23 protein-coding genes and 1 other annotated feature are annotated in these 25,351 nt (G+C 27.6%); of the genes, 4 read left to right on the top strand and 19 right to left on the bottom strand.

Annotation, left to right across the window (positions count from 1 at the left end; genetic code table 11):
• Positions 1–50 precede the first annotated feature (50 nt).
• A complete protein-coding gene (locus CNEONATNEC86_RS07155; protein WP_148097351.1) occupies positions 51–335 on the bottom strand; it encodes a hypothetical protein in 285 nt (94 codons plus the stop codon).
• Positions 336–668: 333 nt separating this feature from the next.
• Between CNEONATNEC86_RS07155 and CNEONATNEC86_RS07150 the strand changes: the two genes are divergently transcribed.
• On the top strand, positions 669–2,519 hold the full coding sequence (locus CNEONATNEC86_RS07150; protein ID WP_159115949.1) for a PspC-like choline-binding domain-containing protein: 1,851 nt from the start codon (positions 669–671) through the stop codon (positions 2,517–2,519).
• Positions 2,520–2,821: 302 nt separating this feature from the next.
• Here CNEONATNEC86_RS07150 and CNEONATNEC86_RS07145 read toward each other — a convergent pair whose 3' ends face one another.
• The 7 genes from CNEONATNEC86_RS07145 to CNEONATNEC86_RS07115 form a co-directional block, all read right to left on the bottom strand.
• Positions 2,822–3,073, bottom strand: coding sequence for a hypothetical protein (locus CNEONATNEC86_RS07145; RefSeq protein WP_125149059.1), 252 nt, complete (start codon positions 3,071–3,073; stop codon positions 2,822–2,824).
• Between the two features lie 116 nt (positions 3,074–3,189).
• Positions 3,190–3,924, bottom strand: coding sequence for a YwqG family protein (locus tag CNEONATNEC86_RS07140; protein ID WP_159135773.1), 735 nt, complete (start codon positions 3,922–3,924; stop codon positions 3,190–3,192).
• 1,156 nt (positions 3,925–5,080) lie between these two features.
• Complete coding sequence (locus CNEONATNEC86_RS07135) at positions 5,081–6,253, bottom strand: M20 family metallopeptidase (protein WP_159135772.1); 1,173 nt, start codon at positions 6,251–6,253, stop codon at positions 5,081–5,083.
• Positions 6,254–6,391: 138 nt separating this feature from the next.
• On the bottom strand, positions 6,392–7,249 hold the full coding sequence (locus tag CNEONATNEC86_RS07130) for a MetQ/NlpA family ABC transporter substrate-binding protein (RefSeq protein WP_159135771.1): 858 nt from the start codon (positions 7,247–7,249) through the stop codon (positions 6,392–6,394).
• Positions 7,250–7,268: 19 nt separating this feature from the next.
• Positions 7,269–7,940, bottom strand: coding sequence for a methionine ABC transporter permease (locus CNEONATNEC86_RS07125; protein WP_159135770.1), 672 nt, complete (start codon positions 7,938–7,940; stop codon positions 7,269–7,271).
• On the bottom strand, positions 7,930–8,943 hold the full coding sequence (locus CNEONATNEC86_RS07120) for a methionine ABC transporter ATP-binding protein (protein ID WP_159135769.1): 1,014 nt from the start codon (positions 8,941–8,943) through the stop codon (positions 7,930–7,932). The genes CNEONATNEC86_RS07125 and CNEONATNEC86_RS07120 overlap by 11 nt, the downstream gene beginning before the upstream one ends.
• Before the next feature lie 30 nt (positions 8,944–8,973).
• On the bottom strand, positions 8,974–10,302 hold the full coding sequence (locus tag CNEONATNEC86_RS07115) for a CapA family protein (RefSeq protein WP_159135768.1): 1,329 nt from the start codon (positions 10,300–10,302) through the stop codon (positions 8,974–8,976).
• A gap of 523 nt (positions 10,303–10,825) precedes the next feature.
• Here CNEONATNEC86_RS07115 and CNEONATNEC86_RS07110 point away from each other — a divergent pair.
• Positions 10,826–11,098 carry a hypothetical protein gene (locus CNEONATNEC86_RS07110; protein WP_230132072.1) on the top strand — a complete coding sequence of 91 codons (273 nt, stop codon included), beginning with the start codon at positions 10,826–10,828 and terminating at the stop codon, positions 11,096–11,098.
• Positions 11,099–11,142: 44 nt separating this feature from the next.
• On the opposite strand, the gene argC is transcribed toward CNEONATNEC86_RS07110, so the two are convergent.
• Both argC and CNEONATNEC86_RS07100 read right to left on the bottom strand, forming a co-directional pair.
• Positions 11,143–12,201, bottom strand: coding sequence for an N-acetyl-gamma-glutamyl-phosphate reductase (gene argC / locus CNEONATNEC86_RS07105; protein WP_159135767.1), 1,059 nt, complete (start codon positions 12,199–12,201; stop codon positions 11,143–11,145).
• A 60-nt stretch (positions 12,202–12,261) separates the two neighbouring features.
• Positions 12,262–12,509: a binding site (T-box leader), on the bottom strand.
• A gap of 223 nt (positions 12,510–12,732) precedes the next feature.
• The gene (locus CNEONATNEC86_RS07100) at positions 12,733–13,182 is read right to left on the bottom strand and encodes a phage holin family protein (RefSeq protein ID WP_268259405.1); all 450 of its coding nucleotides are present in this window, start codon (positions 13,180–13,182) and stop codon (positions 12,733–12,735) included.
• A 299-nt stretch (positions 13,183–13,481) separates the two neighbouring features.
• Between CNEONATNEC86_RS07100 and CNEONATNEC86_RS07095 the strand changes: the two genes are divergently transcribed.
• Positions 13,482–14,096 carry a hypothetical protein gene (locus tag CNEONATNEC86_RS07095; RefSeq protein ID WP_058294561.1) on the top strand — a complete coding sequence of 205 codons (615 nt, stop codon included), beginning with the start codon at positions 13,482–13,484 and terminating at the stop codon, positions 14,094–14,096.
• Between the two features lie 499 nt (positions 14,097–14,595).
• On the opposite strand, the gene CNEONATNEC86_RS07090 is transcribed toward CNEONATNEC86_RS07095, so the two are convergent.
• From CNEONATNEC86_RS07090 to CNEONATNEC86_RS07050, 9 genes are all read right to left on the bottom strand, one after another.
• Positions 14,596–16,452, bottom strand: a complete 1,857-nt coding sequence (locus CNEONATNEC86_RS07090; RefSeq protein WP_159135766.1) for a PAS domain-containing sensor histidine kinase — start codon at positions 16,450–16,452, stop codon at positions 14,596–14,598.
• 102 nt (positions 16,453–16,554) lie between these two features.
• Positions 16,555–16,701 carry a cyclic lactone autoinducer peptide gene (locus tag CNEONATNEC86_RS07085; protein WP_159135765.1) on the bottom strand — a complete coding sequence of 49 codons (147 nt, stop codon included), beginning with the start codon at positions 16,699–16,701 and terminating at the stop codon, positions 16,555–16,557.
• Positions 16,702–16,706: 5 nt separating this feature from the next.
• The gene (locus tag CNEONATNEC86_RS07080; RefSeq protein WP_230132071.1) at positions 16,707–17,255 is read right to left on the bottom strand and encodes an accessory gene regulator B family protein; all 549 of its coding nucleotides are present in this window, start codon (positions 17,253–17,255) and stop codon (positions 16,707–16,709) included.
• 107 nt (positions 17,256–17,362) lie between these two features.
• Positions 17,363–17,800, bottom strand: a complete 438-nt coding sequence (locus tag CNEONATNEC86_RS07075; protein ID WP_159135764.1) for a hypothetical protein — start codon at positions 17,798–17,800, stop codon at positions 17,363–17,365.
• Between the two features lie 291 nt (positions 17,801–18,091).
• Positions 18,092–18,535, bottom strand: coding sequence for a xanthine dehydrogenase (locus CNEONATNEC86_RS07070; protein WP_125149070.1), 444 nt, complete (start codon positions 18,533–18,535; stop codon positions 18,092–18,094).
• 468 nt (positions 18,536–19,003) lie between these two features.
• The gene (locus tag CNEONATNEC86_RS07065; RefSeq protein WP_159135763.1) at positions 19,004–21,607 is read right to left on the bottom strand and encodes a CHC2 zinc finger domain-containing protein; all 2,604 of its coding nucleotides are present in this window, start codon (positions 21,605–21,607) and stop codon (positions 19,004–19,006) included.
• A 14-nt stretch (positions 21,608–21,621) separates the two neighbouring features.
• Positions 21,622–21,843: a hypothetical protein gene (locus CNEONATNEC86_RS07060; RefSeq protein WP_125149072.1), complete on the bottom strand. Its 222-nt coding sequence runs from the start codon at positions 21,841–21,843 to the stop codon at positions 21,622–21,624.
• Positions 21,844–21,951: 108 nt separating this feature from the next.
• Positions 21,952–22,173 (bottom strand): helix-turn-helix transcriptional regulator, encoded by a 222-nt coding sequence (locus CNEONATNEC86_RS07055; protein WP_058294554.1) that lies wholly within the window; start codon positions 22,171–22,173, stop codon positions 21,952–21,954.
• 331 nt (positions 22,174–22,504) lie between these two features.
• A complete protein-coding gene (locus tag CNEONATNEC86_RS07050) occupies positions 22,505–24,499 on the bottom strand; it encodes an oxidoreductase (protein ID WP_159115943.1) in 1,995 nt (664 codons plus the stop codon).
• 195 nt (positions 24,500–24,694) lie between these two features.
• Between CNEONATNEC86_RS07050 and CNEONATNEC86_RS07045 the strand changes: the two genes are divergently transcribed.
• Positions 24,695–25,240 carry a PadR family transcriptional regulator gene (locus CNEONATNEC86_RS07045; protein ID WP_125149074.1) on the top strand — a complete coding sequence of 182 codons (546 nt, stop codon included), beginning with the start codon at positions 24,695–24,697 and terminating at the stop codon, positions 25,238–25,240.
• Positions 25,241–25,351 lie beyond the last annotated feature (111 nt).

The following is a 25,351-nucleotide window of genomic DNA, read 5'->3' as shown; positions in this document are numbered from 1 at the left end:
TGCACAACCATGTCTATTATAGACATAAACATATATAATCTTTAAAATTACTACCCTATAATTATTCCAATTAAAATTATAGATATTATTTCTGTAGCTATATATCTAATTATATTTGCTTTCTTCTCTGTCTCAAAATCTCTTTCTAAAATTACTTTTTCATCAGCTTTAACCTTTTTAGAGAATTTTATACCAATAATTATCTCACTAATAATATAAGATATAAGTGGATAAAGTACAATAACTAATACTACAGTTATATATACTACTTCCATGTTTGATACAAATGCAAAGCATAATGTAAATATGCATAAAACAATAAAAAGTATAGCCATTATAAAAATTTATTTCCTAGTTTAACATGTTAATTTTATCTTAATCTTTTATCTACGCACTAACTTAAGATTCACATGTATTTCCACTAAATCTAGAATTATTATCTATAATTATTATGTTGAATCCTGCTATGGAATTATAATGATATTTAATAAAAATTCTACTCTAAATAAACTTTTTTCAAAAAAGGTACCCAAATCGACTAATATTGATTGTATTATATAGCGACAAGGGGATAAAACGAAATATATTTCGAATAATATTTAATTTAATAATACTTTTTACGCATATATGCTTATAAGATTTTGACTACTATTTTGGGAGGAATAAATATGATAAAAAGAGTAAATAAATTAACAAGCGGATTACTTGCTGCTGCTTCAGTAATTTCATTAGTACCTAGTACAAGCGTTTTTGCAGCAGACTATAAAAGAATTTCTTCAGAGGATGGGACAATCTATAATGCAGTAGCATATAAAGATGGGACATTCTATTTAGATGGAGACATAAATGATAAAGAAGCAACTTACTTCTTAAATAATGGAAAATATAATAAATTAGATGATATTGATACTGGATCTGATCTTGAAATATATGGTGAAAAATACATCAACTTTGAAAATGGTGATTATTTCTTAGATTTATCAAATGGTAAAGTGACTGATGATGATATAGAAGAAGACAATATTGATGATGCTAGTACTGCATTAAGAAGAAAAATAAAAGATGTCGATAGATATGGTGATGACAATAGATTACCTAATTTAGAAGCTCTCCGTGGGCCTAAATTCTCATCTACTTGGTATATGACAAAAGACTATACAACAGACTCAGCCGTTACCTATACAACAAACTCAGCTGTTTCAATATTCACTGATTCAAAAGGTAACTATATTGATGCAGATTATAACCTTGGAAAAATAAAGGTTACAACAAAATCTAATAATACAGAAAAAAATGTTAATATAGAAAACACTAAAGATACTTACGATGCTGTTAATGGAAAAGATGCTATAAAAGCTTCACTTTCTAACACAAAAGTATTAGGACAAGACTCTAGTAATATCTACAGACTTGCTACAATTACTGTAAGTGTTGATGCTAGCAAATCAGCTAACACTAAAATTACAGAAATTTATGGAATGGCTGTTGATAAGAGCGATGCTTTAGTAGTTAATTCTGATGGTACTTCAGTAACATTTAAAGTAATTCAAAAGATTTCTAAAGCTCAAGCTTCTGATGATGTTGATGATGCTAAATATGCAAAGACTGTAAACAACTATGTTCTTGCAAATGATAAAGGTCAAGCTAAATCATTATTAACTGAAGCAGAAGAAGATTTCACAATCTCTAACGGAAAAGTAACAAATTATAAATTAGATGGTAATAATATTGAAGCTGTTACATTAACTTTAAAATCTAAAAATGGATTCTACTATACTGACTTTAGTGATGGCGATGATCAAGATTTAGAAAATGCTGAAGCTTATGATGTAGATGCTAATGGTAATCTATGGGCTTTAAATGGTGGATTTGTTTACAAATATGATAATGATGATTCTTGGGATAAAGTTTATAAAGTAGATGGATCTATGGAAGAAATAACTGTTTACGATGATAACAATCTTGTTGTTTGGAATGAAGATGATGAAGTTTACTCTATAATTTCAGCTAAGAGCAACTCATCTGAAGATGACAATAAAGAAGAAGATAAAAAAGCTGGTTGGGATCAAAACTCTGATGGTACTTGGGTTTACTATAAAAATGATGGAACTAAAGCTACTGGTTGGTTAGATTTAAATGGACAATGGTACTATTTAAATTCTAATGGAACTATGGCAACTGGTTGGGTTCAAGTTGGTGGACAATGGTATTATTTAAATCCAATTTCTGATGGTACTAAAGGTGCTATGAAAACAGGTTGGGTTTTAGATAATGGTCATTGGTATTACTTAAATCCAATTTCCAATGGTTATAGAGGCGCTATGCAAACTGGATGGGTTAATGTTAGTGGTACTTGGTACTATTTAAATCCAATTTCTGATGGTACTAGAGGTGCTATGAAAACAGGATGGATAAATGACAGAGGAACTTGGTACTATCTATATCCAAATGGTGCTATGGCTCATGACACAACTATAAATGGTTACAGATTAGGCTCTAACGGTGCTTGGATAAGATAATTTCTTATATTAAATAATGTTAAGATTAATCTTTAAAATAACCCTACGTTTTAAATTAATCGATTATTAAAATCTATACAATTAATAAATTAACTATTATAAAAAATTACAATTAAACTTTTGTTGATCTTAAATTAAGAAATATAACTTTTCTACCCTATAAAATATAGAACCCCACTCAAGGCTTGAGTGGGGTTTATTTTTTCATGATTAATATTAGTTTTTTATATAATTTATTCTTTCAATTTTCTTGCTTTAACTTTGGATAATGTTTTATCAAACTTATTTATTCATTTTTTCTTTTAAATTTGGTTTATTAAATAATAAGCGTACTCATAATTTTCTTTATCTACAATAATACTGTATTCATAAGAGAAGTCTTCTTTTTGTCCTAATGTTCCTATAATCATTTTATCTACCATTGGTCCTAAATTTCCGTTCTTATTCTCTATTTTTTCTTTATACTTTATATTATTTAAGTTTAATGTATTTTTTATTTTATTATATGTTTCAATTGATGATCCTTTATATAATAAGCATTTATTCCAAAACATAGAGCTTTTACCTCTTTACTTCTTCAATAATAAAATTTAATTGCTTCTTTTTTACTTGATTAAGTATAGTCTATAAAGTAAATGTTATATAACTTTAAATCTTCATACTCTATTCATTAGCAGCATTGCCAATCATAAACAACCTTTGAAAAATCTCTATTTCTTAAATCTTCTTTTGAAATAGAAAATGTACAATTTCCTGAATCCCCAAACATTATTCCACAAGTGTCATCTATATCAAGCTGTAATAAGAGAAAATCATTTTCTTCAAAACCATAATTATTTTGTACGAAATATGGATATCCTCCTACTCTGCTGTCACAAGCATAACAATCATCTTGAAGTCTATTATATTGCTCTGGAGACAGGTTGTCCTCAAATAATTCATCAAATTTATCTAGTGAAGATGAAATTGGCATTTCCCTTAGTTCAAAATACATTTTTCCATTATTGCTGAAAGGTAAGCCTTCCTCATATTCATTCTCATAAGGATTTTCTCTTACCAAATCTTCTTCACTTTCCTTATAATTCTCAATATAATTTACAATAATAGGACTATCTAGGCCGTACATATCATCATTAGTAATGAAAAATTGTAGTAATCCCTTTGAAGGTAATTCATTTAAATTCTTTAGATCTGATAAATTTATTTGCGCCAAAAATGCCATTGCTTTTCCCTCATTATCCAAAGGATAATCTTCAATACATTCTAAATATGGACATCCTCCCAATTTACTATCCCAAGGTTTAGTCTCTTCAATTTTAAATGTTATTTCATTACTATACCTAGTATTCTCCATGATAATAGCTTCATGCTCTTTTAAAATCTCAGGAATCTCATATTTAATCATCACATCAACCCTCCAAATGAATATTTATTTCTATGCTAATTATAACATATCTTGTAAATAAAACATTATCCATAATCTAAATAGACCTGATCATTTCATTAATTATTTACCAGGCCATTTATTTACTTTTCTGTTTAAATTAGAGTGACAAAGCCACTTTAAGCACTTTCCTCCATTGCTTGCATCAATATATAATTTCGTTGGTAAATTTTTAAAGAATATGCTACTATAGTCATATACAGAGAATTGCTGAATTTAAAAATGGCTTATTTGCGTTGGATTAAGATTAAGATTAATATGAGATGTATTTAAATAATAAATTTTTATCTTTCTCAGTGTTCTTAAAACTTGATTAAGATTAACATGAGATGTATTTAAATATATATAATACAATTGCCTATTTAATTTTAGGTACTGATTAAGATTAACATGAGATGTATTTAAATAAATGCTGAAGAAGTCTCTTTATTAAAAGAATATGCGATTAAGATTAACATTAGATGTATTTAAATTGTGTATATCCCTTATCTATTGGATTATTAGTAGTAGATTAATATTAATATAAGTAGAATAAAAACTTTAGTTAAGTCACCCAAAGTTTTTATTCTACTTATATCCAGGTAAATACGTAATATTTTTGCCACTATCCTCAGATATAGTTAATTTAGACAATTACCAAGTAAAAACACCTAAAAACTAAATAAAACAATAATTAGATAAATCTAGTAATTTTACTTGATCGTATTTCTACAGACTCATATATTAAATCATTTTATTTATCTATTTTTGCATATTTTTTCAATATTGCACTGAATTTTATTAAATAATTAATTCCCCAAAAGATTAATATAAAAAACAATAGACATAAACTTGAATTATATTTATCCCAAAAATAAATTACTATAGATACAAGTATAGCATTTAAGCAACTAAAGAATAATTGCATTTTAAAAAATTTATCATTAACTATAATAAAATTCTTATCCTTTATTGTGTAAATAACTTTTTTATTAAAATAGTAAATAATATTATAAATAACAAATAATATTGGCATAATTACACCACATATAATAAATAGAATACATATTCTCCCATAAAAGCATTTTTTAAATTATAACATATATCGAAAAATATGGCACCTTCTAATTTTCAAAGATCACTTCTTAATTATATGATATTCTTTTATCTCTTCAACTAAAGACGGTTCTGAAAGCAATTTTAAACCTGTTAACGAAAGAAGTTTTGCTCCTAGATTAATAGCATTTAATCCATCTTTTGAAACAGCTACATCTTTAAATTCAACAGTATGAAGAGAATAATTTCCATTTGTAATTTTAATTCCTGCATGAAGTGTAGGAATTACCTGTGATACATTACCAGCATCAGTTGATGCAAATTTAATATCTCTTTCATATTCCTGTGATAATTCATTAAGATATCTTTCATAAACTTCATCCAATTTTTTATTAGGTACAAGATTATCAACTTTATTCTGGAATAAATCCATTTTGTAAGTACATCCTGTTGAGAGAGCAGCACCTTTCACTATATTTAATACTTTCTTACGGACCTCATTTACTCTTTCACGCGTATCAGCTCTTATATAAAATCTTCCACGACTATAGTCTGGAACAATATTAGGTGCAGTTCCCCCATCTAAAACAATTCCATGAATTTTTACATCTGATGTGAGATGTTGCCTTAAAGCATTTATTCCGTTATAAGTCAAAATCAATGCATCAAGAGCATTTATTCCTTGTTCAGGTGAAACTCCTGCATGAGCTGCTTTTCCAAAGAACTCAATGTCTACTGGATCTAGTGCTAAACTTTTGGGAGTAAGTGTATTCACTATATTAGGATGCGTTTCTAAAGCAATATCCACATCTTTAAAATATCCTAAATTAACAAAATCCTCTTTTGCACTTCCATTTTCTCCTCCTTCTTCTCCTGGTGTACCATAAACCCTTACTTCTCCTCCAAAATTATCTAAAAACTTTGAAAGAGCTATAGCTGCAAATACACTTATTGTTCCTATAAGGTTATGCCCACATCCATGTCCTAATCCTTCAAGGGCATCATATTCTGCAAGAAAGACGAGAACAGGTCCCTTTTTATCAGACTTTTTTACAGCTGTAAAACCAGTTCTATGGTTAGCAACATCAATTTTTACATCAAATCCATTTGCAGATAATGTATCAGCTAATAGCTTACTTGAAAAAAATTCATAATTAGACACTTCTGGTTTTTCGTGAATTTTTCTTGCTATTTCTTTATACCTTTCATCATTTTCATCTATATATTTAATAAGTTCTTCTTCATACTTTTCCATACGCACTTCCTCCTCATAATTTTATTAAGCTGAATTCATAAGTCATAAATTCATTTCTTTTCTATAAATATACTAAAAGCTCTTATTACAAATACATAATCATAAGTAATAAGAGCATAAATTTCAAATGAACTTCAATTAAAATACTGGAACTGCACCACCTTTATATATTTCATCTAAAACTTTTTTAGTTTCTTCTTGATGGTATGCTTCCATTAGTGTTTTGAATACTTCTTTATCCTTATCTTCAGTTCTTACAGCTATAATATTATAATATTGTTTTGCATTTTCTCCATTTGCATCTTCAAGATATATTGAATCAGTTTTAGGATTTAAACCTGCATCAGTTGCTGCACCTGTATTTATTGCTGCAAAATCTACATCATCTAATGAACGAGGTATCTGTACAGATTCCATAGAAACAAACTTTAAGTTTTTAGAGTTTTCAACTATATTCTTTTCATTAGGTGTTACCTTATCTTTTCCATCTAATTTAATTAATCCTGCTGATTCAAGAAGATTTAAAGCTCTTCCTCCATTTGTAGCATCATTTGGTATTGCTACAGTTGCTCCATCTTGAACTTCATCTAAGCTTTTAATCTTATTTGAATAAATACCCATAGGTGCAATAAATGTATATCCAATAGATGTTAACTCAAGATTATGATCTTTCTTGAACTGTTCAAAGTAAACTTCAGTTTGAAATGCATTTAAATCAATTTCTTTATCTGCAAGTGCCTGATTAGGTTTTATATAATCTGCAAAACTTACTGGTTCTAACTTAATATTCTTATCTTTTAATCTTTCATTTAAGCTATCCCATAAACGAAAATCAGTACCATTTACTCCTACTTTTAAAGTTGTAACTTCACCTGATGCTGCCTCTTCTTTTTTATCACTTACTGCTGTATCATTTGAATTTGCTGCACTGCTGCCACATCCTATTAGCCCTACTGATAAAATTCCTGTAATTAATAATGATAATACTTTTTTCATGATATATTCCCCCTAATATTTAATGATTAAGTTTTTTATAAATAAAATCTCCAATTCCCTGTACAAGATAGACAATTGCAATAATTACAATAATAGTTACTATCATAATGTCAGACTTGAAATACTGATACCCATATCGTATTGCAAAATCTCCAAGGCCGCCTCCACCAACTGTTCCTGTGATGGCAGAAAATCCTATAAGACTTATTAGAGATATTGTTATAGCTAAAACTACTTCTTTACGTCCTTCAATCAAAATAACTTTTCTTATTATTTTCATAGGTGTAAAACCCATAGATTCATAAGCTTCAATAACTCCCATATCAACCTTTAAAAGTGCAAGTTCAATCTGTCTTGCAACAAATGGAACGCAAGCTATTACAAGAGGTACAATTGCACCTTTTACACCTATTGTAGTTCCTACAATAGCTCTTGTAAGATTAGGAATTGATGCTATTAAAATTACAAAAGGTATTGACCTTAAAGTATTTACTATTTTGCTTACTACAGAGTAAACCTTACTGTTTTCAAGAATATGTCCTTTTGAAGTCACAACTAAGATTACTCCTATAGGAAGTCCTAAAATAGTTGAAAATACCCCAGATACAGATACCATTATAAGTGTTTCCTTCAATGCCTTTATAAGTTCTGGAAAGTACTCTATAACATTAGGAATCAAATTATTCAGCATCTTTAATCACCTCTACTTTTGTATTTAAAGTTTTGTAATATTCTATGGCTTTATCTACGTTTTCCTTATCTCCTAAGAATTCCACAACCAGACTTCCAACAACATTGTCATATAGATTTTCTATATTTCCAAAAAGAATATTAACATCTATCTCAAACTGCTTTTCAAGCTGTGAAAGAACTGGTTTACGAGTAATATCACCAAAGAAATTAAGCTTGTATATTCTACCTTTAAACCTTTTTAAATCCTCTTCTGAAATATTGTTTGATATAGAATGTGATACAAATTCTTTTCCTATGCTGCTCTTTGGATTTGTAAATACATCTACAATATCTCCTGATTCAACAATTCCTCCTTTTTCCATTATTGCAACCCTGTTACATATGTTTTTAACAACTTCCATCTGGTGAGTTATTATAACTATAGTAATATGTAGCTCTTCGTGAATCTTTTTTAACAAATCCAAAATAGATTTTGTTGTATTTGGATCTAATGCAGAAGTTGCTTCATCGCAAAGTAATATCTCCGGATCACAACTTAATGCTCTTGCTATTGCTACACGCTGCTTCTGACCACCACTTAACTGATTTGGATAAACATGAACCTTGTCTGAAAGTCCAACAAGTTCAAGCAGACTTAAAACTTTTTCTTCTATTTCTTTTTTGCCAAGCTTTTTATTTTTTAGCGGTGCTGCAATATTATCATATACATCAATACTGTTCATAAGATTAAAACTCTGAAATATCATTCCAATATGGCTTCGTACTTCACGTAATTGTTTTGTTGATATATCATTTAACGCTGTTCCATTAACAATTATCTTCCCCGAATCCGGTTTTTCAAGAAGATTAATTATACGTATTAAAGTACTTTTTCCTGCTCCACTATACCCAATAACACCAAAAATATCACCCTTATTAATATTTAGATTAATATTTTTTAATGCTTCAACATTCTTCCCATTTAAATGAAAGGTTTTGTTAATATTTTCAAATTTAATCAAACATATCCCCCCCTTTTTTATATGTCTTGATTATTTTTTTAATAGAATTTCATGTTTCTCTGGTATAAGTTTAAAAAACAAATCTTTCAATCTGTATAATTCCTTGATTTCATCTTCATTAAATTTGTATTTATTAATTTGTGAATCAAGCTCATCTATTAATTTCAAGAAATTTAATAACCTGATTTCTTTAAATTCATTATTCTCAAATATTTTGAATGTATATATAGGCATAAGCTTCAACTCAGATATAAGAGTTTTTTCTTCTCCATTTTCAATGCCTTTAACAAACTTAAACTTTAAAATACAACTTATAAGTGAATTTTTCACATCAAAATCTGCTACAAGATTTCCAAGAGAATAAGCTATGATGCTTGTCCTTTTTATAGAACTCTTATCTATATAGTCATATTTTTCAATAGGCTGAAATACATGTGGATGATTTCCTATTATAATATCAATTCCACACTCCTCTACAATCCTATGAGCCATTTTTATCACATTTTCAATAGGATATGATTCAAATTCAAGGCTCCAGTGAAGATATGCGATTACTATATCTGCGCCCTTTTCTCTTGCTATTTTCACATGCTTCTTTATGAGTGATATGTCCTCATCCTGCTTATTCAGCCTTATGTGATTAACCATATATTCTTTGCCTTCTGGCTCTTTATCACCATTAAGTGAGAATGTATATGCAACATGTCCAATATTAATATCATTTATTGATGTTATAGGAATATCATTTTGTTCCTCAGGTGTCCTTGCTGTTCCTACCTGTCTGTATCCTTCTTTCTCTAAAAAATCCAATGTTTCTATAAGCCCATCTTCATCTTGATTCATACAATGATTATTAGCTGTAGAGAAGAAATTTATTCCTTTTCCATTCTGCACAAATATATCAAACATTTCTTTTGTTCCATTTAATTTTGGTGCTTCAGAAACGCTCTTTGGTGCATTACCTACAGGTTTTGAAAGTGCAATTGGAGTTTCTAGGTTTGCATACACTATATCTGAATTGAAATAAAAATCCTTTATATCATTCCATAAATTTTTAGTAGTTTCAGGAGTTATCTGACTTCCTGATAATAAATCTCCCCCAGCCGTAAACACGACTTCTTTTTTTATGTAAAATTTTTTACTTAAATCAAATTTAAGATTCTGCTTGGTAAAATGTTCTTCTATATGTTTTCCTTGCTCAGCTTTTTCAATTTGTTTTATATAGAATTTGTATTTCCACCAATCAAATTCCCCTTCTTTTAAGCAACTAAAATTCCCCTCAACAGACTGAGAATATTCATATTTTTTATCTTTATATTTTTCTATTAGCCTCTTCTTTTCCTCTTCTAAACTAGACATAGCTTTCACCCCTTTGCTTTTCTATACCTTAGTAACTTGATATGAATTATATATTATACTCATCTCCTATTATTGTCAATGCAGTAATTATTACTTTTAATCTCCTAATTTCTTATATATTCGACACTGTTTTCTCAATCAATTTTAAATTTACTTTATTACACATTTTTTGTTTATCTAAATTTTAATTTTTTATAATAATTTTTAAATTTAAGTTGATTAGAAAGCATATAAATATAATTTATTCTCTCATTTACCAAATATGCTGTATAGTAAAAAATCATACAGTTAAATAAAAACACAGATATTATAAATAAAGGGCATTCACTTAATGCAAAATTACTGTTCATCCTTATACATAGACATTTTTATTATTTTACATGTCTACTATAAAGGAAGAATATAAAAATCAAAGTGAATGTCCTTTTATTACAATTTAATTTTCTATTTTCTCCATTACTTTTTCTTTTAGTCTACTTATGATAAAATATCTATAAAATATTTCTAATAAGTAGGTGTAAGTATGCAAATGCAATTTGATGGAGCTGTTATTAAAGAAAGGAATGTAACTTTTGCAATAGCTGTTGTAAAACCTTCTGTTTTTGCAAGTTCTGATATAGAAGGTCTTAGGAAGGATTTTTCTCGTGTATTTCAAAATCTGCCTGTAGTTCTTATGGCACAAAATGCTCAAGGTACTGCTAGATATAGCGGAAGACGTGATCTTGTAAATTTTATATCTAAGGTACCTTTAAGCCGCATTCCATGGAAAAAGTATACTATTAATTTCTATTATTAATTGATTATTAAAATAGAAATTAATTAATATTCATATGCTTAAATTTAATATGGATGCATTCCGCTTCTTGAAAGTCCAGTATTTTCATCTAAACCAAACATCACATTTAAATTCTGGACCCCTGCATGTGCTCCTCCCTTTCCAATACTGTCTAAAACGCTGTACACAACAATTCTATTTCTCTTTTCATCAACATCAACACCAATATGACAGTAATTTGTTCCTGAAACTGCTGAAACCCATGGATATGGTTCATAAATATAGCTTGATTTTTCATTCTTTTCATAGTCTAGAATTTTGATAAAGCCTTTGCTATCATTATAAAACCTCTTATACAAATCTAAAATTTCCTTTCGTGTTACTGTTTTGTTAGGAAAACAATGTGATATTGTTAATATTCCTCTTGTAATTGGAACATAAGCAGTTGAAAAATGAACACTTACTTTATTTTGCGTAAATCTAGATAATTCTTGCTCTATCTCATATGTATGCCTATGATTTACTACATTATATGGAAGTATATTGTTTCCTATCTCTGGATGATGAACACTTATATTAAGTTCTGCTCCTGCGCCAGCTGTTCCTGAAAGACCATCCACCACTATTTTATTTGTATCTATTATTCCTTCATTTACTAATGGAGCAAGTCCAAATATTGCTGATGAAGAATAACAGCCTGGATTTGCAATAAGCTTAGCATTTTTAATTTTATCTCTTTTAAATTCAGTGAGTCCGTATATAGCCTCTTTTATAAGCTCTGGCTGAGTATGTTTCATTCCATAGATTTCTTCCCAATCACTTATATTTTCAAGACGAAAATCTGATCCAAGGTCTATAACTTTAGTTCCTTCTTCAAGAAATTTCTGTGATAGCTCCATTGCATGGCCTGAAGGTAGTGCTAGGAACACAACATCACAAGGAGTGATTTCTTCCATTTTGCATAGCTTCATATTTAATCCATAAAAATTTCTGTGAAAGTCTGATACATATTTGTCATGTCTACTTGTTGCCCATACAGCTTCTGTTTCTGGATGTTCCAAAAGTACTCTTAACACCTCCCCACCCATATAGCCAGAAGCTCCACAAATACCAACTTTTATCATTATTTTTTCCTCCTATTTTCCTGCTACAAAAAGAAAAGCCCTAAGCTGATTTAATAATCAACTTAGGGCGAATATACAATCCGTGTTACCACCTAATTTCAGAAATAACTGCACTCAATCAGTACGAAGATTATGTATCTTTATACTGTTTTCCTTTTAACGGTAGAATCTCCGATGAAGCCTACTCATAATACACTTTCGGTTCATAGCTCCAAGACTGGTTCAATATTTTTTCATTAAAGTTTTTCACCTGGCAACTTCTCTCTGAAAAATCAAAAATATTTACTGTTTCTTTTCATAGCATTTGTAATTTATTTTTTATAATGTAACATATTTACTTTTATATGTCAATTAATACTTTTGTCAATGTTAATATTTTGTCAGTTTTAAAATGATCGATATTTTTAGTTCAAATTTTCCTATAATAGAATATATCGTATATTGGATTTCAGTTATTATTCAATATACTCTTATGCTACAAATAAAGGCAATAGCTAGGAAATCAAACCTAACTATTGCCTTTAAATTTTTCTACATATCATCATTCTTTTTACCACTTTTATCAATTGTATCTGCTAAGACTTCACCGCTATTTTCAACTGCTATTTTAAAATTTGATACTACTTTTATTAAAAATGTAGGCAAAGGCACATCTAGTTTCATTAAATTTTCTAATATTGATATTAATTCATTGATTATAAGCCATATAGATACTAAAAGTCCAAAAAATGTAGTCATTGGTATATTAATATCAATAGCTTGTGCAACATTTATTATTGTCCAATCTACAATCATTCCAACTGCTACAGCTACCCCATAGAGAAGTTTTTTTACTATCCCCCACAATCCAGTTTTGCTATTTAATACATTATTTTGAAAGGCTGATAACATTCCAGTTAGATAATCTGTAATAAGTACCGCTATTAACATGACTATTATGGGGGATAAAATTCCAAGTTTTGAGCTTAAATATGCTGATATGGCTGCAAATATTGATTTTATTAGGTTAGTTTTTTCTAATATTTTAGGTCACCTCCTTTCTTTTAGTAAAGATAAAAATTTAAATATGATATTTAGTACAGTGCAGTTTTCATAATTTTTAATAAGGTTGCTATTAGTATTAAAATTTAGGAACATTTTAAATTAATTCATCATGGAAAATATGTTAAAATAAATAATAGGTTAGGAATATTATTATTTAGAAACTTTAAAATTTCATATAGCACAAAATTCATAAATTATTTAAAATTTGCCTATTTACACAAAAGGAGATTTTTATTATGAAAAAGTTAGCATTTATCTTATTATTTTTTATAACGTTTTTTATATCATGTTCATCAGAGTCTTCTAAAGAAGAAAACAATTCTAAGATAAATAATAGTTCTGATAAATCTGTTTCAGAAAACCTTAATGAAAATAATGATTCAAAAGATACCGCTAAAAATGAAAATAATTCAACAAATAACAGTTCTGCTGCCAATGCTGAATCCAATGATAAAGATAAAAATATATCTGAAATTAATAATCAAAATGTTACAGAAAAAATTACTGACTATATTATTAATGGACAAGAAAATAAACCTGAAGCTGAAAAGTTAAAATGGAGTGAGTCATTTCTAAATAGAATTGATATTGGCTCATTATATGATCAATATATATCCAGTGGTGGAAATCCTAATGATTTAGAAAGTATTTCACAATATGTAACTTTAAATGCTCCAATTCTTAATGATTGGAAAAAATTATTTGAACGGGACCTATATAATATATATGGTCAAAAGGTAACAAAATTAGAACCTTTAGATAATGATCTATACCAAGCATATGTAAATATAGATGGTAAAGATGTTCCTTATGTGGTAGTTTCAGCAAGAACAGGATACTTTCATGGATGATGATTCATTAAAAAGTGAAAAATGATACTGTTACGTATGAAATAAATATATGGTGTTATATTATAGTTTAGTGAGAAATAACCAAAATTGAATATGTGAATTAATACCTTTTTTAAATGTATTAATAACTATTCCATTTTATTCATAACAATAATAATCTTGATACAATGAGGTTAGATGGAAAAAATAACAAAAAAAAATGATTAAGGTTAAATATTTCTTAATCAATTCTTTTGACAATATAATTATATTATTTATTAAGAAGACAAAAATGTAACTTTGCTGTTTTAAAACTGTTTAATATTTATCATCATTTCTCAAATAATGATATAATGCATAAGAATATAAAGTAAGTTGATTTATGAATAATGAATAACATTATTGTTTAAAACTAAAAAATTGTAATGAAAAAATCACTTGTTAAAAATAATAATAGCTAAAATATTAGTAACTATTCCAAATCAAACACTTTGCAAAAATCACTTCTATTTTAGCTATTTTATATTGTATATATATCAGAAAATTCTCTTTCTATCTTTTGTTCATTAGTTTCACCAATTACTTTTATTGTATAATCTTTATCTTCAACTAGCTGCGCTGGAAGTTCTATTATAGCTTCACATCCAAATCCTTCTTCACTTAATATTTCTATTGTTCCTCCATGAAGTTCAACAAATAATTTAACTAGATATAGTCCTATTCCAGTTCCTTCACATTCTCTTGATAAAGAACTGTTTGCCTGGCCAAATCGTTCAAATATAATATCTAGCTTACTTTCTGGAATGCCTTCACCATCATCCCGTACTTTAATTATAATCCTATCATTTTTATCCATTACAGTTACATATATATCTTTTCTATCATTACTAAATTTAATAGAATTTGATAACAAGTTTAATAATATTCTTTCTATTACTTCCTCATCATAGCTCATTATTTTTTCTTCTACATCTGTATCAAAAATTATATTAATATTTTTATCTTTCAAGTAGCTGGCAACCGATTGCACTATATTTTCAATAGTATATACAATATCGCTATTTCTCTTACTTAATTTAATAGATCCTGATTCCAATTTAGTAGTATCTAAAAAGTTATTTATCAAGCGTATTATCCTTAAACAATTTTTCTTCATTGTTTTTAAATATGCTTTACTTCTTAGAATCTTATTTTCATTAGGTAATTGAAGATCCATAGTAATCATTTGAACTCCTGAATATATAACATTAATTGGAGTTTTAAGCTCATGGGACATATTTGTAAAAAAGTTTCTAATAAGTAAATTAAATTCTTTTGTCTTATTTAAAACTTTTATATTTTCTTCTATATCTGATTCTAGGTTTTCTAAGGTTTTTTCTGAAGTTATATCTATTAAAAATGTTAATATTGTTGCTTCTTTTTTATAAACAAAAAAAGATGATGTATTACGAACTGGAATTTTAATTCCATTGCAGTCAAATATATTTTCTTCCTCAACATCCTTTATAAGGTTCTTATTTACTATATTTAAATATTTATTTTTAATCTCTTCTTGAGCTTCTTTAGAATAATGTTCATAAAAATCTATATTATCTAGGTTGCAAGAATCATCATATCCTAATAATTTTAAAGCACTTTGATTAGCATAAATGACTTTTCCTTTTCTATGTATAATAAGAGCGTTTAAAGAATTTTCAAATAACATATCATAGCATATCTCATTATTAAAGAGGATAACTTTCATTTCCTCCCTCTGCTTATTTCTTTCTTCTAATTTACTGCTTAATTTATTTAATTTTTCTTCTTTCTTTTTATCAATATCCTTTACTATATCTACGTAATATCCAAGTATGTATGAAACAAATATAAATATACAAACCATAATTAAATCTTTTTGAAACATCCTATTAATTCCATTATCTAATGGTACATATAATAAATCTGCCGTAAGTATTATTACTCCTGAGAGTAATGATGCTATAATTCCATATTTAGATCCATATTGGATAGTTGATAATGTTATAAGCAGTAAAAATAAATATTTATATTCATTTTCACACTCCATATCTAAATACATAGGTAAAGAAATGGCAATTGTTAAAAATATGTCTTCTATTATCCATTTTATTTTAATCTTGCTTGGATTTTGTTTTTCAATATAATTAATTAAAATCCAAGAAAAATAGCAAAATGATATTAAACATAGAAAAAAGGCTGATATATATATATTGAACTTTTCATTTTTAATTTTTCGTAGTTGATACCAATATTCTGAAGAATTTATATATCCAATAATTATAATAAATGCTATAATTGCAACTTTAATGATAGATAACATATCAACTATTTTTTGTCGTGTTTCCATATTTTTATCCATATTAATTCTATTCCTCCTTAAATAGAATTGTGTTAAAGCAAAAATAAAAATTGTTAGAATAATATAAATATTACATAACAATTTTTATTTTTGTTTTTTTCTTTATTTATCACTCTTATTTCTCAATGCCTTAGGTTCTTTAGGTTGATATGCACTATAAAAACAAGCTGAAGCTGAAACTGTATACGCCATTTTTTTACATACATCACTTGTAGTCTTTAAAATAACTTCATTTATCTTATTTTTCATATTTTTCACTTCCTTTCTATTATATATTTTAACCCCAAGTCAACTTGGGTTAATAGGCCAATTCCAATTTTAGTTAATGTAAAACTCTGCCACAGTATTCCTATAGCTATGCTTTCTATAGATTTTATATATATGTCTCTATAATATTTTGTATTTATAAAAATTATTATAATAATTAAAATAGTGATTATCATAATTAAAATTATTGACTTTCTTTTAAAAATTATCTTTGAGGGCTCATCAATTGGCTTTTCTAAGCTATCTACAGGTGCATTTCTTATCATTATTATTAAACTTGCAATCATTGAAAATATACAAAATGCAATAACTATACTTATATTTGATTTATAAAAAATCCTATTAACAAAAATACCACAAAAACCTGAACTAACTGCACCGATTATTGTACATCTCATAGGTGATGAAGCGTGTACTCCTCCCGAATATTTTCTTAAAATACTAGCTGTAATTGAAAATAAAAATGCTTCATATAATGATCCTGTAAAGAATCCAACTATAATTACCCCAAATATAGAATTTATAGTTTGAAGCAAGTTTATTGCTCCATATGTAATAATTTCCTCTTCATCAGAATCAATATTTAATTTTTTTTTACTAATTCTCCAAATTTAAAAGCAAGATTTTCAATAATAGACATTTCTCATTCCTCCTTTTTAGATATAAATTTTATTATTAATAAAAATATTAACATAATGAATAATGAAGGAGCTCCTAACAGTAATTTTTTAATGGGATTATTTAAATCATTATTAATATTGAAATTGTTCAATATTAATATATTTATAAATTCACTCATAGAAAGAAGAAAATACATAAGAAGTGTATTATATATACTTTTTATTAATGCTACTCCTGCAATAGTCATTATACTTATTGTAAAAATAATATTTATTATTATATGCACACCAAAAGATATAGGAAACATTCTTATAAAAACTACTGATACTGATAATATTAAACTAGAAATCACATATTTCTTTATTCCTATTTCATTTGATAATAAAATAATGCCATAATTTATGATAAATGCTTCTGGGACTGTCCTTAACAAAAAGTCCCAAAGGTTAAGTTGTAACATTTCATCCCCCTTATAATCCTATCTATAACAATGTCCTATTCTCCCTTTTAGATGTCATATTTAAATAATTCTATACTTTTTTTTATATTCCTTCTTTTTTTTTACTTTTTTTTATTTAAAATACTTTTTTCATAAAATAAGTAATTAATTCAAGAAAATATATTAAAAATCGTATGCAGAATAGGGAATATTTATTTAATATATTTGTATATATCATTTATTATTACAAAATCATGAAAAAAACTGATAAACAACGAATTTTTATTCATCATCTATCAGCATTTTATTATTTTATGGGTAAATCAATTCACTCATTTTCTTAATTATCTTACTTCTAATTTTTACACAATAATCCTTATCAAATCCAAGTTCCATTCCTACTGCAACCCATGTCTTTTTTTCTCTACTAAAATATCTTAGGTTTATTAATTTATATTCAATTGAATTTAGTTCTCCTAGTGCTCCTTCAATTTTCACTTTCAAATCCTTATTATATTTAAGTTTTGCTTTAAGTATATCAACCTGTTCTTTTATATATTCTTCTCTTTTTATAACTTCATTTTCTACACTTGAATTGAATGCATTTGTTTTACTTCCTCTCTGATCATATGATACAGCTTTAAGTGTTATATCATTTAATAAATTTTCTATATCTATTTGAATATTTTTTATAGCAATTTCCATTCTTTTATAATTATATAAAGCTTCTTCTGTTCTCTTTAACTTTTCCTTCATACATATCCACCTCATTTTTACACTAAATTTATCAATTTCTTTTCTTTTTGCATCTCTGTAACAAAAATTAATTTCAATTTTGTTACAACTGAAAGCCTTAATATACAAGGCCTTACATAACTTTTTGTTATGTGTAACAAAAAAATAAATATTATATGCTTATCTTTAATTTTTTCAAGTTACAATAAAAACTTAAATTTATTACTTTCTATCTGTTTTAGTTTTAATATTTATTATTAGTATATTATTTTTTTTATTTTGTTACAGAGGATATATTTTACACTGCAACAGCCCAATCCATGAGGCCTTAGCCTTGTAACAAAATTGTAACAAAAATAATTTTCATTAAATTCTCAAACTGTTCTTAACCCCCTAAATTACTGGGCTTTCACTTGTAACAAAATTTGTAACAAGATTTGCAATTTTTGTTACAAATATAACATCTATACCTACAATTACTATTTTAATTTAGTTTGGAAACATTCTTTCAAAAATTTCCTGTTCATATTCACATACATTTTCTTCAAAAATTTCTTCATTAGTTATATTACTTACGTTTAAATCCATAAGCTTTTCCTTATGGAACATGTCCACCCATACAGGCTTTGAAAATTCATTAAAGCCTGATAAGAATCTTGCCTGCTTTGCATTTATCTTTGTAATATACCCTGACTTAATTGCCTGTTTTCTAAAATCTTTTAACTTTAAAGGTATAACATCTGCTGATCCATAATCCTTAATGAACTTAAAAATTTCATCTATCATCTTTGATGTTCTTATATAAATCTCACCATCTTTAACTTCTATCATTGGACTGCTTACCCTATTATTTGCAATCATGTCATTATAAAGTATCAGCATCTGCTCCACTGTTGTTTTTACATCTTCACTGCCCTCAAGAATTTCTTCTTTGATATTTTGAATTATAAATTTTTCATACCCCTCTATCTTTTCAAGTCCATATCTCTCCATAAGAATATTAAAAATTTCTATTCCGCATCCTATATTAAGTGCTGTAGTTAATGTTCTGTCCTTTAATTCCTTGAATTTTTCCATGAGATTTTCTCTAATAAAAGCATATTCTTCTATCGGCATGTTTAATATTTCATCTATTAAACTTCTGCCAAATTTATTTAACGTTTCTTTGTGGCTAGTAAGATATAAAAAGGCTTCACTGCTTTCCTGTGTCCGTTCATTCTTAGAAATATAAACAATACATGACCGTGTTATGAGTGCTTTTTCTTGATTTGGATAACTTTCTTCACCTGCCATAATTATTGGTCTTTCCATTTTAAACGCCCTTGTTTTAAGTGTTTTCTCGCCTCTTGAAACAACACTTTTATCATAAGTATTTCTCAAAATCTCACTTAACCGCTGCAATTTATATCTGTCCATCATGCTTGGTTTAAATTCATCAAAAATAATAGGATAATTTCCTGTACTTAACGCTTTTATCATTGCAAATGGAGTTGTTGATATTGATTGTTTTTCTTCTAATGGATAATTAAGAATCGGTGCTATTATCTGCTCTAATATTGTAGATTTGCCACTTTCAGATTCACCAACTATAAGAAGATGATGAAGTTTTTGATCTAATGAGGAATTCTGTAATACTGCAAGATCATTTATTACTGTTCCAATGATGCTTAAACTTTTTTCAGGTGATAAGAATTTAAATACTCTCTCTTTAATCTCCCTTAATTCTTCTTTGTTTATTTGATCTTTATTTATGATATTTACCCTACTTTCTTCACTTAAAACCTCATAGTCTATTTTGTGTTTATAAATTGTTCCTCTAGACGTTATAAGTCCAATCTTTTTATCTTTTAAAATGAATTTTGTCCCTAAATGTACTTCTTCATTTTCTAAAGCAAAATACTTGTTAATATATAATTTGAGTTTTATTAAATCATCCATCTTTCCTAGAAAAGTTAAATCTATTCCAAGAAAATTTCTAAAGCTCTTTAAATCATCAAATATATTACTGCTGCCAGTCTTTTCTATAATTTTGCCTTCAATACAGCTTTTAAATTTAAGCTTTATACCTTCACATTCCTCATCTACTTTTATTATTTTTTTGGCTTCAAGAATGTTAAAGTCTGAAATATATATTTTTGTTTCAGAATCACCTTTATCATCTTTAACAATCTTAAACTTGTATATTCCTTTTCTATCCTGGACATATTCATATTTATTTTTTAAATCAATGCTTCTATCAAAAGCATTAAGTAAATCCTGAGTATTATGTCCAGATTCTAACCAGTCAGTTACATCTTTGTTTTCACCTAACTTATTTATTCCAGGTAAGTTTATTATTTTAAACTTTTTAGAACAGCCTATAAATTCTTCTTTAATTTTAGATACATATTGTTCACCTGCTTCTCCTGTATCACCAATAACATATACTTTCATATTTTCTTTTTTCAGTTTTTCAAAATCTTTAAATCCCTTTAATGATCCTGCCACATAACTTTTATTTCTAAAGATATTATTTATGGTATTAGCGTCCTTTTCACCTTCAACAAAAATTATTGTCTTTTCTTCCTCCATTGCTTTTAATAAATTGAAATAATTATATGGTACTTCATTGCATCCTCTTTTGTTTATTACTTTTCCATTATCAATGTGATAATATGGTGTTTCTTTTGAATTATCAGGCTTTAGAAACTTTGCCTTTGCATATAATGGCTTGCTGCTCTTTTCATCTACAAAAGTAAATATTCCAAGAAGTTCATAACCTTTTTTAATAGATTTCATTTGACCCTTAATATATTTTTTTATCTTTTCCTCAAAAATTTCTTTTTCAGTCTGTTTTTCATATAACCCCAAATACTTTTTAGCTTCCTGAAAAGTTAAATTCTTATACTTCATTACAAAATCTATTGCATCACCTTGCTCATTTGTGCTGAAATCCTTAAACTTTTGTTTATTGCAATTGCTGTCAAAGTATATGCAAAAAGAAGGTGTTTTTTCTTTCTTAAATGGAGAATATATTTTGTTTTCTCTGTTGAATTTTTCTCCTGTTAAAGATTCTATTAAAGATTTTAAGTCTATATCATTTATTTCTCTCATTCCATTTGCACCTCCTATAACACGAAGCCATTAATTAGTTCATAACTCGTCATCTTTCTACCTGTGAAATTTTCAATCTCTATGGCTGCCATGCTCACTTCTTTTGTTCTTAAATTAAATAACTTTAAATGCTTCATGCATTCTTCAACTGAATGCGACTTAAAATATTCTTCAGCATCATTAGCTTTCTTTAGTTTTTCATTATACTTTTCCTTAAGAAGAGTTAGCTTATCCAAAGATATCAGTCCTTCCTTTTTTATTCTTTTGATTACCTTAATAATATCCTGTCACTCAACATACAATTAGTTTTTATAAAATAAATTTTGTTATACCTGATTTAGGCTTCATTTTTCTTTTCCAAATATCTCTTCTTCTTTAATACCAAATGCATGTGCTATAGCTCGTCTACTATTTTTACGCGGATAAATGTTTCCCTTCTCCCATCCCCAATATGCTTTTTGACCAGTGCAGCACTTTTCAGCAGTTTCTTCCTGACTCCACCCCTTAATAGTTCTTAAAACTTCCATCTTTTTAAACCAAGGTAAATCATTTATTAAATCAGACATTTATACAACCTCCCTTTTACGTATTTTTACCACTTTTTAGCTTACAAATATATTTTACGTCTTTATGTCGTACTAATCAATTTCATTTATACGTCTTATCACGTCTTTTATGGATAAAATTAGGATGTTATCATTGCTTTTCTTTAGTTATCTGTTATTTATTGGCATAATGACGTTAAAAACGTAACTTCTAAATACAAAAAAGGCTGTAGTTTTAACTACAACCTCTTAATACTCTAATTTTTTACTACTTTTTTATTTGATTACCACTCTTTATTTATTCATAATAACATATATTCTAATATAATCTTTTTGAAGATTATATTAGAACTTATATATGGTTCGCAACCTCATAAGCATCCCAAATAGCATACATAATATTAGAAACTTTTCGTGCATCTCCTAAAAGATGAATTTCTGGAATTTCAAATTCTAATTCGTTATATAAAGAATTTTCTTCCTTGTATCCAACTGAAAGTATTACTGAATCACATTCTATTTTTTCTATTCCATTTTCTGTTTCTACTTCAAGCATTCCATCTTTATATGTTTTTACCTTTGAATTTGTTTTTACCTCAATACCGTTAAATGGTATTAACTTTTCAAGCATTTCACTATTTGCAGAACATAAAGGTCCATTTAATGCAAGGATTTTATGTAATGCTTCTACTATTGTAACTTTTTTACCTTTTTTAGCTAGGTCAAGTGCCAATTCACAGCCAACTAAACCTCCACCAACTACAACAGTAGTATTTCCTGCATCTTTATTTCCTAGTAATACATCTGCTGCTGTAAATACTTTGTCATCGTCTCCAAGTGAAAATACTTTTGGAGTAGATCCTGTGGCTATTATTACACTATCAGCATCATATTTTAATATTTCTTCTTTTGTTAGTTCACTGTTTAAATGTACTTCAACATTTAATTCCCCTAATGTATGAGCATACCAGTTAGCTAGTGCTATATCATCTTCCTTAAAATCTGGTGCTCCACCTGGAATAAGGTTTCCTCCTAATTTATCATTCTTTTCGTAAAGAACTGGTTCATGACCTCTAAGAGCTAAAACCCTTGCTGCTTCGCAGCCTGCAACTCCACCACCAACTATTAAAACTTTTTTCTTCTTAAGTATTGGTGTTAACCCATTATCTTTTTCCCTACAAGCTTGTGGATTTACAGCACAATTAAGCATTGAATAATGTTGAATACGTCCCATACAACCTTCTTGACATGAAATACATGGTCTAATAGATTCTAATTTATTGCTTCTTAATTTATTTACATAATCAGGATCTGCAAGCAATGGTCTTCCAAGACTTATAATATCGCATGTCCCATTTTCAATAGCTTCTAATGCCATATCTGGATCATCCATTCTTCCTGCACATATAATTGGCACATCTACAGTTTCTTTCATTAATTTAGCATATGGTCTGTATAATCCTTTTTCTTGATACATTGGAGGATGACTCCACCACCATGAATCGTAAGATCCAACATCTGTATCTAATGAATCATATCCATAAGATACAAGTAATTTAGCTGCTTCAATTCCTTCCTCTAAATCTCTACCCTTTTCTACAAACTCTTCTCCTGGAAGTGCTCCATCTCTTAAATCTTTGATAAAACTCTTTGGTGAATATCTAAGAGTTACAGGAAAATCTTCTCCACATCTATTTTTGATTTCTTCAACTATTTCACGTGCAAAACGAAGTCTATTTTCTAAACTTCCACCATACTCATCAGTTCTGTGATTAAATAATGAAATAGCAAATTGATCTATAAGATATCCTTCATGAACAGCATGAATTTGTACTCCATCAAAACCTGCTCTTTTTGCGTTATAAGCACCATCTCCAAACTTTTTAACTATAGATTTAATTTCATCTGCTGTAAGCTCACGGCAGATTTTATCAAGCCATCTATGTTGAATTGCTGATGGTGCAACTGGTGGAAATTCTCCTAGATTAGTAGGAATAGTAACTCTACCAAATCCGCCTGACATTTGTAAAAATACTTTTGCATTATAAGCATGTATTCTTTCAGTCATTTCTCTTGCGGTTCTAACAAAGTGAACTGGATTGTGTGTAGAACATGGACAATTTGGCATACCATGTTCTTCAACTTCATTATCTACAAAAGTCACTCCTGTAATAATTAATCCTGTACCACCTTTTGCTCTTTCAGTATAATAGTCAATTCCTCTTTGATTAAATCCACCTTCACTATCACCTAACCCTAACGGTCCCATTGGTGCTAATGCAAATCTATTTTTTATTTCACATTTTCCTATTTTAATTGATTCAAATAACTTTTTATACTTATTCATAGATATCCTCCTAAATTAAATATATAGCCGTTAATATTTTAACAAAATTCTTCCTATGTTTGGCATGCCTCCCTATTATTATATTATTCAAAATCAAAACATGTCAATACTTACATGTTCTATTTTTCATATTATATTTTACATTTAATTTAATTATGATAAAATAACTTTATAATAATAAAGAGGTAATAATATATGAGAAATTTAAAATATGCAATTTTAGGACTTGTTAATAGACAGCCATTAACAGGATATGATATAACAAAAACATTTAATGAAGGATTAGTAGAATTTTGGTATGCTAAACATAGTCAAATATACCCTGAATTAAAAAGACTAACAGATGAAGATCTTATTTCATACGAAACAGTTATACAGGGTGAAAAGCTAGAAAAAAAGTTATATACTATAACCGAAAAAGGAAAGAAATGCCTACAAAAATGGTTGGCAAAAGATGATCCTTTAGAGCCAACTCCAAAAGATGTTTTTAGACTTAAAGCCTACTTCTGTGATGAAATGGATAATAACACTTTATTAAAGCAATTTCAAAGCGCATTAAGTAAGCATTCTGAAAGATTAGAATACCTGGAAAATTCTATGGAAGAGCTTTTAAAAACTAAAGATATATCCAAAGTATCTTCTCCTTATTTTGGAGATTATATTGTTTTAAATGGTGCAATTATGAGAGAAAAAAGTTATATAGATTGGCTTGATGATTGTATAAAAAAAATAACACAATAAAATGATTGTGTTATTTTTTAAGTTATAATCAAAACAAATTAAAATAAATTCAGTTATAATATTCTTATATGGTACTTCACGCTTCTCTACAAAAACTTTTGAAACTTACCT

Source organism: Clostridium neonatale, assembly GCF_900465025.1.
Classification (GTDB): Bacteria; Bacillota; Clostridia; order Clostridiales; family Clostridiaceae; genus Clostridium; species Clostridium neonatale.
Note: the sequence above shows the minus strand (reverse complement) of the source record. Positions and strands in the feature narration are given on the sequence as shown.